The sequence below is a fragment of the Prosthecobacter sp. genome, assembly GCF_014879935.1.
In the GTDB taxonomy this organism is placed as follows: domain Bacteria; phylum Verrucomicrobiota; class Verrucomicrobiia; order Verrucomicrobiales; family Verrucomicrobiaceae; genus Prosthecobacter.
The window spans coordinates 1-9,105 of the sequence record NZ_JACSRD010000046.1 but is presented as its reverse complement, the minus strand read 5'-3'; the positions used below and the strand labels follow the sequence as shown (position 1 = coordinate 9,105).

At 59.3% G+C, this 9,105-nt stretch carries 9 protein-coding genes; 6 read left to right on the top strand and 3 right to left on the bottom strand.

The window, feature by feature from the left end; translation table 11 throughout:
* The first annotated feature begins 95 nt into the window (after nucleotides 1–95).
* The 4 genes from IAE77_RS00905 to IAE77_RS00890 all read left to right on the top strand — a co-directional run bounded on the left by IAE77_RS00905 (nucleotide 96) and on the right by IAE77_RS00890 (nucleotide 4,816).
* Nucleotides 96–1,139 (top strand): Gfo/Idh/MocA family oxidoreductase, encoded by a 1,044-nt coding sequence (locus IAE77_RS00905; protein ID WP_294220458.1) that lies wholly within the window; start codon nucleotides 96–98, stop codon nucleotides 1,137–1,139.
* Between the two features lie 89 nt (nucleotides 1,140–1,228).
* On the top strand, nucleotides 1,229–2,026 hold the full coding sequence (locus IAE77_RS00900; protein ID WP_294220455.1) for a GxxExxY protein: 798 nt from the start codon (nucleotides 1,229–1,231) through the stop codon (nucleotides 2,024–2,026).
* A gap of 111 nt (nucleotides 2,027–2,137) precedes the next feature.
* A complete protein-coding gene (locus tag IAE77_RS00895; protein WP_294220452.1) occupies nucleotides 2,138–3,424 on the top strand; it encodes a Gfo/Idh/MocA family oxidoreductase in 1,287 nt (428 codons plus the stop codon).
* A 24-nt stretch (nucleotides 3,425–3,448) separates the two neighbouring features.
* Entirely contained in the window at nucleotides 3,449–4,816 is a 1,368-nt protein-coding gene (locus IAE77_RS00890; protein ID WP_294220449.1) for a glycosyl hydrolase family 28-related protein, read from the top strand.
* A gap of 1 nt (nucleotide 4,817) precedes the next feature.
* Here the strand turns inward: IAE77_RS00890 and IAE77_RS00885 are convergent, their stop codons facing one another.
* Genes IAE77_RS00885 through IAE77_RS00875 form a run of 3 tightly spaced genes read right to left on the bottom strand, consistent with a single transcriptional unit; the run spans nucleotide 4,818 to nucleotide 6,241 of the window.
* Nucleotides 4,818–5,660 carry a DUF2971 domain-containing protein gene (locus tag IAE77_RS00885; protein ID WP_294220446.1) on the bottom strand — a complete coding sequence of 281 codons (843 nt, stop codon included), beginning with the start codon at nucleotides 5,658–5,660 and terminating at the stop codon, nucleotides 4,818–4,820.
* Between the two features lie 27 nt (nucleotides 5,661–5,687).
* On the bottom strand, nucleotides 5,688–6,014 hold the full coding sequence (locus tag IAE77_RS00880; RefSeq protein WP_294220444.1) for a type II toxin-antitoxin system PemK/MazF family toxin: 327 nt from the start codon (nucleotides 6,012–6,014) through the stop codon (nucleotides 5,688–5,690).
* A complete protein-coding gene (locus tag IAE77_RS00875; protein ID WP_294220441.1) occupies nucleotides 6,011–6,241 on the bottom strand; it encodes a type II toxin-antitoxin system ParD family antitoxin in 231 nt (76 codons plus the stop codon). The genes IAE77_RS00880 and IAE77_RS00875 overlap by 4 nt, the downstream gene beginning before the upstream one ends.
* A 249-nt stretch (nucleotides 6,242–6,490) precedes the next feature.
* Here IAE77_RS00875 and IAE77_RS00870 point away from each other — a divergent pair, with 249 nt between their 5' ends.
* Entirely contained in the window at nucleotides 6,491–8,446 is a 1,956-nt protein-coding gene (locus IAE77_RS00870; protein ID WP_294220438.1) for a hypothetical protein, read from the top strand.
* Nucleotides 8,447–8,478: 32 nt separating this feature from the next.
* Nucleotides 8,479–9,105: sulfatase-like hydrolase/transferase (locus IAE77_RS00865; protein ID WP_294220434.1), on the top strand; the 627-nt coding region annotated here is incomplete at its 3' end.

The window sequence follows — 9,105 nt, the reverse complement described above, 5'->3', positions numbered from 1 at the left end:
ATCCGTTATCCAACCCGTGAGTACAACTTCTTTCTCTCGCCTTTTGAGGTTTTAAAACACTGCCTAGACTCCAACTCACCCATTCGACCACCATCATGAATCCCGTTCGTTTCGCACTCGCAGGCTTTGGAGCCTGGGGCAAATTTCATGCCCAATCCATCGCTGGAAACCCTGACGCGGCTTTAGTCGCCATCTCCGCGCCTTCGGAGGCTTCGCGTGAAGAAGCCCGGAAACTGTATCCCGAGGCCCAGATCTTCGCCGACAGCCTCGAAATGATCGTGAAGGCCGATTTCGACATCATCGACATCGCCACGCCGAGCCACACGCATCGCGAAATCGCGCTCGCGGCGATGCAGAAGGGGAAACACGTGCTTTTGGAGAAGCCGATGGCCATCACGCTCGACGACTGCAAAGCCATCATGGCCGGGGCACGCGATCACGGGGTGCATTTGGCCGTGGGACATGAGTTGCGCCTTTCCTCGCAGTGGGGCCGCATCAAGGACATCATCGCCGCAGGCACCATCGGCGACCCGCAATACGTGCTCGTCGAATTGCTGCGCAAACCCTACCGCACCGGCGCGAGCGGTTGGCGCTACGATCAGAATCGCGTCGGCTCGTGGGTGCTGGAGGAGCCGATTCACTTTTTCGACCTCGCCCGCTGGTATCTCGAAGGCAGCGGCGATCCCGTCGAACTCTACGCTTACGGCAACTCACGCGATCCGCAGCGCCCGACGCTCTACGACAACTTCAGCGCCATGTTCAAATACGCGAACGGCAGCTACGCCGTCGTATCGCAGACGCTCGCCGCCTTTGAGCATCATCAGACCGTGAAGGTCAGCGGCACCAAAGGCGCACTTTGGGCAGGGTGGAGCGGCGCGCTCGATCGCACGCTGGAGCCCACGGCGTTTCTGAAAGTCTTCGACGGCGAAAAAGTCGAAGACCTGACGCTCACGAAGCAAAGCGGCGAGGTCTTTGAGCTTCGCGAAGAGATCGCGCAATGCATCGACATGGTGCGTAGCGGCAAAAAGCCCATCGCCACCGGCCTCGACGGCCTCTGGAGCGCCGGCCTGTGCCTCGTCGCCGAAGAATCCATCCGGCAGGGCAAACCGCTGCCGGTGGGCGATTTGCTGCAGTTTTGATGGTAGAAAAATTGGGGGTAGAAAGATTTTCTCCAAACCTCTGATTCTAAAATTTTTCTACCCCTAATCTTTCTACCAAACTCAATCCGATGCCCATTGAATGCCCAGTCACTTTCGAACGCCTGTCGCAACAAGCGTTTCAGAAGCTGGACTTCGATATCACGAATTTTGCCTTTGAGACACACCGGCTGCTTGGGCGCAGTTGTGATGAGGAAATCTATCACAATGACCTCGCAGCTCGAATACATGCCGCCGGACTTGGGAAGACTTTGGTCGAAGTCGTGATTCACGTCCGCCATGGCAGCTTTTACAAAGAGTATCGCATGGATTTGGTGGTCGGCGCGAAGGTTGTGTATGAGCTCAAAGTGGCCAGAGAAATCGCCACACAACATGAGGGCCAGACACTCAACTACTTGCTGCTGGTCGATTGCGAGCACGGCAAAGTGATCAATTTCGGAGGTGCTTCGGTTGGTCATCGTTTCGTTAACAATCCGGTCAGTCGGGAGGAGCGTTATCGCTTCGGCGTGAGAACCACGCCTTCATGGCGGGGGCCTGAAGCTCTGAAAAAGGCGGTGGTGGAGTTCATTGAAGACATCGGCCTCTTTTTGGAAGCGCCACTCTATAACCAAGCATTGGTTCACCACTTTGGAGGTCCCGATTGCGCCGTCGAACGCCGACCGATGTCTCTTGGCGGAGTTCCACTTGGCCGACAGGCTTTTCAAATGTGCGGACCAGATGAGGCTTTTCGAATCACGACTCTCAGCCGCAACCTTTCCGCCCAGAGGCAGAGTCTAGAAAGACTTGTTCAACTCAGCGATCTGAAAGCCCTGCACTGGATCAACCTCAACCGTCACCAAGTCGAATTCACCACCCTGACTCGAACTTGAATTGGGTAGGAAGATTGCGGGTAGAAAGATCTCCCCAAACCCTCTGATTCTGAAATTTTTCTACTCCTAATCTTTCTACCAAAACTCAACCGCATCAACACACCGACCGCCATGACCACCCCGACGCGCCGTTCCTTCCTCGCCAGCACTTCCGGGTTGGCGTTTTCTGCTGCCACGCATGCGTTTGCCTCTGCCGGCAGCAGCGACATCAAAATCGCGCTCATCGGCTGCGGTGGGCGAGGCACGGGCGCTTGCAATCAGGCGCTCAATGCAGGCTCCACGATCAAGCTCGTCGCGGTGCTCGATCCGCTCGAAGGCAAGGCGCAGGCCGCGCTCGATATCTTGAAGCAGAAACACGAAGGGCAGGTCGATGTGCCACCGGATCAGGTCTTCACGCAGTTCGAGGACTGGCAGAAAGTGTATCAGCTCGCCGATGTCGTGCTCATCACCACACCGCCGGGGCCGCGACCGTTTTTGTTCGAGCAGGCGATCAAGGCCGGGAAGCATGTCTTCATGGAAAAACCTGTCGCGGTTGATGCCGTGGGTGTGCGTCGTGTGCTCGCGGCGGCGGAGGAGGCGAAAAAGAAGAACCTCAATGTCTGCGTCGGCTTTCAGCGTCGTTACGATCCTGCCTACATCGACATGATCCAGCGACTGCACGCGGGCGAGATCGGCGACCTCGTGTTTGGCCGTGTGTATTGGAATGGCACCTCGCGCCCCGGTTTCCCGCGTGAACCCGGTGAAAGCGAGATGCACTACCAGATCCGCAATTGGTATTTCTTCACCTGGATGAGCGGCGATCACATCCTCGAGCAGCACTGCCACAACCTCGATGTCGCGAACTGGGTCATGCAGGGCAAGATGCCCGTGCGTGCCACCGGTCAGGGCGGCCGCCAAGTGCGCAACAAACGCGAAAACGGCACCATCTACGACCACCACACCGTCGAGTTCGAATACGACAACGGCATGCGCATCCTCAGCCAGTGCTGCCAGATCGGCGGCAAGTGCCAGAAGGACGTCAGCGAGCATTTTCACGGCACGAAAGGCATCGCGGACCTCGCTGCGAATGGCCGCTTCCTCATCAAAGGCGAGCCACCCGTCGGCAAACGCACGCGCAACAAAGCCGACGCCTACCAGCTCGAGCACGACGCCTTCTTTGAAAACATCCGCACCGGCAAAGTCCGCATCGACGCCGAATACGCCGCCTACAGCAGCATGATGGGCGTCATGGGCCGCATGGCCACCTACACCGGCCAGATCATCACCTGGGATCAGGCCTTCAACTCCACCGAATCCCTCGTGCCCGACAACATCACCTGGAACACCGAGCCTCCCGTCAAACCGGACGCCGATGGCTGGTATCCCGTCGCGATTCCCGGCACGACGATGCCGGTGTGATGGGAACCATCGCCATGCCCCGCCATGTCCCCCATCACCCGCCGTACTGCCTTCACCTCCGCTGGACTCGCCATGCTTGGCAGTTCGCTCGCGGCGGAAACGAATGTCCCCGCCAGCAACGATCACCGGCTCAATGTGCGCGACTTTGGAACGAAGGCGGATCAGACTACGGACGACACGGCGGCGTTTCAGGCGGCGATTGATGCCGCGCACGCGGCGGGAGGCGGCAGCGTCTTTGTGCCGCCGGGCATGTATCGGCTTAACGGCACGTTGATCGTCAAACTCAACGTCACCCTCGAAGGCATCTTCACCGCGCCGCCGACGATTCCGTGGACGGCGGAGTCGCTGGCCAAAGGTGCGCCAAATGGCTCGGTGCTGCTCACGTTTGCAGGGAAGGGCGATGCGAGCGCCACGCCCTTCATCCAGCTCGCCTACAACGCGACCGTGAAGGGCATCGCGGTGTTTCATCCCGAACAAACGGACACGAATCCGCCCATCGCCTATCCGTGGACCATCAGCTCGCAACTCAGCGGCGCGGACAACTGCTCGCTCATCGACGTGTTGCTCGTGAATCCCTACCAAGCGGTCGATTTCGGCGGCAGACATACCGGTCGGCATTTCATCCGCAATCTCAATGCCGCGCCGCTGCATCGCGGGCTCTTCATTGATCACTGCATCGATGTGGGCCGCGTGGAAAACGTCCACTTCTGGCCCTTCTGGGGCGCGACGGGAGGCGCGGCCGAGTATCGCCGCAAGCACGGCAAGGCCTTCATCATCGGCCGCACCGACTGGCAGCATCTCACGAACTGCTTCTGCATCGACTACGAGACCGGCTTTCAGTTCATCGCCTGCTCCAGCCCGGCGGCGGCTTATCAAGGCGGCGGCAATGCAATGATCACCGGTGGCGGCGCGGATACCTGCAATCGCGCCGTGCATGTCGTCGAGATGCAGGGGCACAGCGGCACGCGATTCGTGAACTCGCAGATCTACGGCGACATCATCGTCGAGGCGACCAACAACGCGCCGCTCCAGTTCAGCGCCTGCGGATTGTTCGGCAGCGTGCATGCCGCGAACGGCATCGGCCTCGCCCGCATCGAAGGCGGCGGCAAAGTCAGCTTCACCGACTGCCACATCCACTGCCTCGACCCGCGCAACACCGCCCGCACCCTCATCCACGCCAAATCCGGCCGCCTGCAAGTGCGCGGCTGCGACTTCATCGACGGCGCCTTGCCCCGCGAGCACATCGTTCTCGATGAAGGCGTGCAGTCCGCCAACATCAGCGACAACACCTCGCGTACGTCTTTCACCGTCACCAACAAGGCGAAGGGCAAGACCGTGGTGCGGGGTAATTTGAGTGAACAACCTTCGAGTGTCCCTTCGTCGGGAAAGTAGCTTATCGCTCTCTGTCCGCGAATCGAAGTTTATAGTCCTGCGAGTCCAGAAAGGCTCGTTGGAAGTGAATGTGTTTGAAATCCGGGGCTTCAGCCATGCGATCAATTGCCGAATACAACCCCAAATCTGGATGATCGTAGCAGCCTACAATGATTCTTTTGATGCACATCGGATCAAAGACCTGATCAAAGGGGTCCGTATTCTTCAGTCCTTCAGGAGCTGGGAACAGTATTCGAACCTCTTCCTCATAACTCCACTCCAGAGCCTTCGTGGAAAGCATGACATTCAGAGCGAGTTCAAAGCCAGCTGGTTCCAGGTGCAATGCCGGGATCGTGGGAGGGCTGCTTCGGTAAACCACATCAAGTGCATGCTTGCTCAAACATACTCCAGGCATGAATAGATCCGGGTCAAATTCGATCACCATTCCCCGATGCTTTTCGGCGTAATGCGACCACATGAGGATCGAATCGTGCCGATGCGAGCAACACAGCAAGCGAAACCTCTCAGCTATCTTTCCAACATAGTCCCACTTCATCTGCTGTTCCTTCTTCGACCAACCCTGGTCACTGGTCAGGTTGAGAAATCGTTTGGGTAACTCGCAAGCGAAATACTCTCGCTGAGCTTCGTCACGGCTGATCGCTCTCCGACTCTGTTCCATGCTCACATAGTCTTCCACAAGATGCGATGCATTAAGACGATTCAGAAGCAGGTCATCACTTGGCTTCTCAAGGCGAGGTGTAAGCTCGAATGGGTCATTGAATGCCAGTGGGCTTGCGAGACGCATTTTCTTCGTTCTCAGCGTTGCCAATCCGCCCAGCGCGTCAAAGTATCGAAAGAGAGTCATTGTGGAAGAACGTGGAGGCAACGTCTCTCACACCAGCTTCCACCCCATGCTGGCGTTGATCTTGTCCACGATCTGTCGGCGGCGGATGATGGCGACGCTGCCCCGTTTTTTGGTGAGCTTGGATTTCTCCACGAGCCAGAGTGCATCGCAGCGACAGAGCGTTTCCCAATCAAGTCCATCGGCTCCGTTGAGCCGGACCTCGGTCTCTTTTGGCGAGCGGTTGGCGCGTTGGGTGGTGCAGAGCAGGACATTCACCCACTCAGCTTTGGCGACACGGTCTGGATGAGAGACGATGACCGCAGGGTGTGGTCCGGCATCGCCGAAGTCGTAGGTGTAGATGTCCCAAGGCTTCATACTTCGTGAGGCTTCGGGATGCGGACTTTTCGGGCGAGCTTTGTTTCGGCGGCGTTTTCTTCCTTGGTGTAGAGGTGCTTCAGGCTGCCAGCGGGGAAGATTTCGCCCTCAGTTTCCTGTAGCTTTCGCAACGCAGTGCGGACGACCTCGCTGGCGTTGTTGTAGCGCCCGGAGTCGATCAACTGGCGAATGAATCCTTCCCAATGAGAGGTGAGTGCGACGTTCATAGTTGCTAACTAATGCTATTCTGACTCGGTTTCGTCAAGATCGGGCATGGTGATGATCCTGACATTTCATGGAAGGTGAACACCTCGAATAACCGGCTTCAAACAGCCGTGGCGGAATCTTCCATGGCGATTGCTGAGAATGGGGCATCAAGCACGCCGTTGATTCCCTCGATGTCACCCACCACTCGCCACGCCTTGAACCTTATCGGATGGAGTTCGCCTGTTGGTTCCAAACAGCCTTTCTGCGGCGTGAGAGCGAAACTTCTACCGTTGTTCGCCATCGTCGTCGCAACGAAGATCGCCGCCGCGGAGCTGCCGCAGTTCATCGTCCCCGGCCACGAGGCGGAGATGAAGGCGCTGAACGACCTCCACGCGCTGCATCACGACGCGGCGTTCTCGGACTGCACGCTGTGGGATGCCTGGCTGCCGATGGCGACGCTTTGGGCTTCGGAAAAGAAGCGGGCGCAGTATCGGGCGTCGTTGCTGAATCGCCGGATCGACGCGGAGGGCTATGTGTCGATGCAGCAGCATCGCGGCATGGCGCACAGCGAGGGCTGGCCGTTTCCGGCGTGGCAGCAGAGTGGCGGGCCGGGGTTTCATTTCTCCATTTTGGATGACGTCTGGGCCATCCAGATGCTCGGGTTGAAGGCGCTGACGAGCACGGACGGCTGGGAGATCAAGGGCGCGGAGGTGATCGGCATCGATCCGGCAGCGGGGCTGAAATTGAAAGCGACGGCGGATGTGGTGACGGTCACCACACCGCCGTTTCGCTGCGGGACCATCGTGGCACCGTTTGCGCGGGTGGAATGGGCGGCGCATGGATTGAAAGCGGAGTCGCAGGCCGGCATCGAGTGGCTGCTGGAGGGCGAGCCGACGTGGCCGGAGGGTCGCGTGGTGGCCTTTCCCGCGCCGCAGGCCATGCAATACGCGAACGTGCCGCTCTACCGGCATCCGGCGCACGCGGGAGTGCTCACGCGTTATCGTTTGCGACTCGATCACGCTGCGGGCGCGGAGATCGATTTGAAATCCCTCATTGCCGCCATCGACACGCGGCATCCGATCACCAACGCGCTCTTCCTACGCGGTTGCGGAGACTACTTCGCGTGGACGCGCGATGTCGAGCTCCTGCGGCAAAACATCGGGCGCATGAGAAAGGCGCTGCACTTTGCGCTGAAGGAGTTTCGCGTGCGCGAGGAGAAGCACGTCTTTGTCCCCTGGGTGGGCCATGATGGCCGCAGCGGCATCGTGATCGGGCCTGACGGCCAAAAGTCGATCCGCGCCGGTCTCGGCGTGGGAAACAACTACTACGACCTCGTGCCCTTCGGCGCTCACGACGCGATGGCGACGGCTTATCTGCACGATGCGCTGCGTGCGATGGCCACGCTCGAAAAAAGCATCCAAACCCATGCCGAATGGCAGATCCCAGCCGATGGCACGCCATTCGATGCGCAGGACCTCACGACGCTCGCCGACGCCGTGCGGACCGATTTTCAAAAACGCTTCTGGAATGCCGAAACGGGTCGCTTCAACGGCTGGATCGATGTTGAAGGCCGCGCTTACGACTTCGGATTCACCTTCGTGAACCTCGAAGCCATCCACTACGGCCTCGCCAGCCCCGAGCAGGCCTGCAGCATCCTCGACTGGCTCGATGGCAAACGCGAGATCGCCGCCGACACCTCGCGCGGCGCGGACATTTATCATTGGCGCTTCGCTCCGCGAGCCACCACGCGGCGCAACATCGACACCTACGTCTGGCCGTGGTCGAACCCCGAACAAATCCCCTGGGGCGGCCAGATCCAGGACGGCGGCGCGGTGCTCGGCTTCAGCTTTCACGATGTGATGGCGCGACTGCACTCGCACGGCCCCGACGATGCCTGGAAACGCCTGCGCGAGATCCTCACATGGTTCCGCGAGGTGCAAAGCGAAGGCGGCTACCGCGCCTACTACGCCAAACCCGGCCGCGGCACCCTCCAAGGCGGCGGCCCCGCCGGCGGCCTCGGCATGGACCAGGAGTTCCTCGAAAGCGTCCTCATGCCGCAGGTGATGCTGCATGGCTTCCTCGGCTTCCAAGCCACCGCCGATGGCTACGAGCTGCATCCGCGCCTGCCGAAAGACTGGCCCTCGCTCACGATCAGCGGCATTCGTCTTCAAGATCGAGTGCTGACCATCACCGCTCATGCGGATGGGAGATTAGAGGTGAAGTGAAAGGAAAACCTCTATCGCAGCGACACACCTCCATGCGCTTATCATTCATCGTCAGCCTCCATTCACTGCTTCTCTTCCTTTCGTCATTCGTCCTTCCTCATTCATCATTCTCGGCGCAGCCGAGTGTTCTCTTCATCATCGTCGATGACCTCACGACAACGCTTGGCTGCTACGGACATCCGCAGGCGAGAACGCCGGGCATGGATGCACTGGCGGCGCGTGGGGTGAGGTTTGAGCATGCCTACACGCAGTTCGCGCTGTGCAATCCCTCACGCTGTTCGTTTCTCACGGGCTGTTATCCGGAGAAGACGGGCGTGATGGACCTCAGCACGAGTTTGCGGAAAGCACTGCCAGACGTGGTGACGCTGCCGCAGCACTTCAAAGACCACGGCTATGCCACTGGACGCGTGGGCAAGGTCTTCCATGTGCCTGATCCGAAGACGAAGCTCGATGTCGAGCTCGGCTCCGCGCTGCACAAGGACAACGAAATCCTTGTCGAGGCCAAAACCGCGAACGATCCCGAGGACAAACCGCGCTCGAAGGCCAAGGGCGAGGGCTACAACCGCACTTACGCGGTCTCATCGCGGCCTGCGGCCGATTTCACCGATTACACGATCGCCGATGATGCCATCGCCACGCTGGAGCAATTCAAGGCGCGG

Bases quoted from the DNA above. Each gene is read 5' to 3' on its own strand.
- IAE77_RS00895 (WP_294220452.1), top strand. From the start codon at position 2,138: ATGACCACCCCGACGCGCCGTTCCTTCCTCGCCAGCACTTCCGGGTTG.
- IAE77_RS00880 (WP_294220444.1), bottom strand. From the start codon at position 6,014: ATGAAGCCTTGGGACATCTACACCTACGACTTCGGCGATGCCGGACCA.
- IAE77_RS00900 (WP_294220455.1), top strand. From the start codon at position 1,229: ATGCCCATTGAATGCCCAGTCACTTTCGAACGCCTGTCGCAACAAGCG.
- IAE77_RS00875 (WP_294220441.1), bottom strand. From the start codon at position 6,241: ATGAACGTCGCACTCACCTCTCATTGGGAAGGATTCATTCGCCAGTTG.
- IAE77_RS00890 (WP_294220449.1), top strand. From the start codon at position 3,449: ATGTCCCCCATCACCCGCCGTACTGCCTTCACCTCCGCTGGACTCGCC.
- IAE77_RS00885 (WP_294220446.1), bottom strand. From the start codon at position 5,660: ATGACTCTCTTTCGATACTTTGACGCGCTGGGCGGATTGGCAACGCTG.
- IAE77_RS00905 (WP_294220458.1), top strand. From the start codon at position 96: ATGAATCCCGTTCGTTTCGCACTCGCAGGCTTTGGAGCCTGGGGCAAA.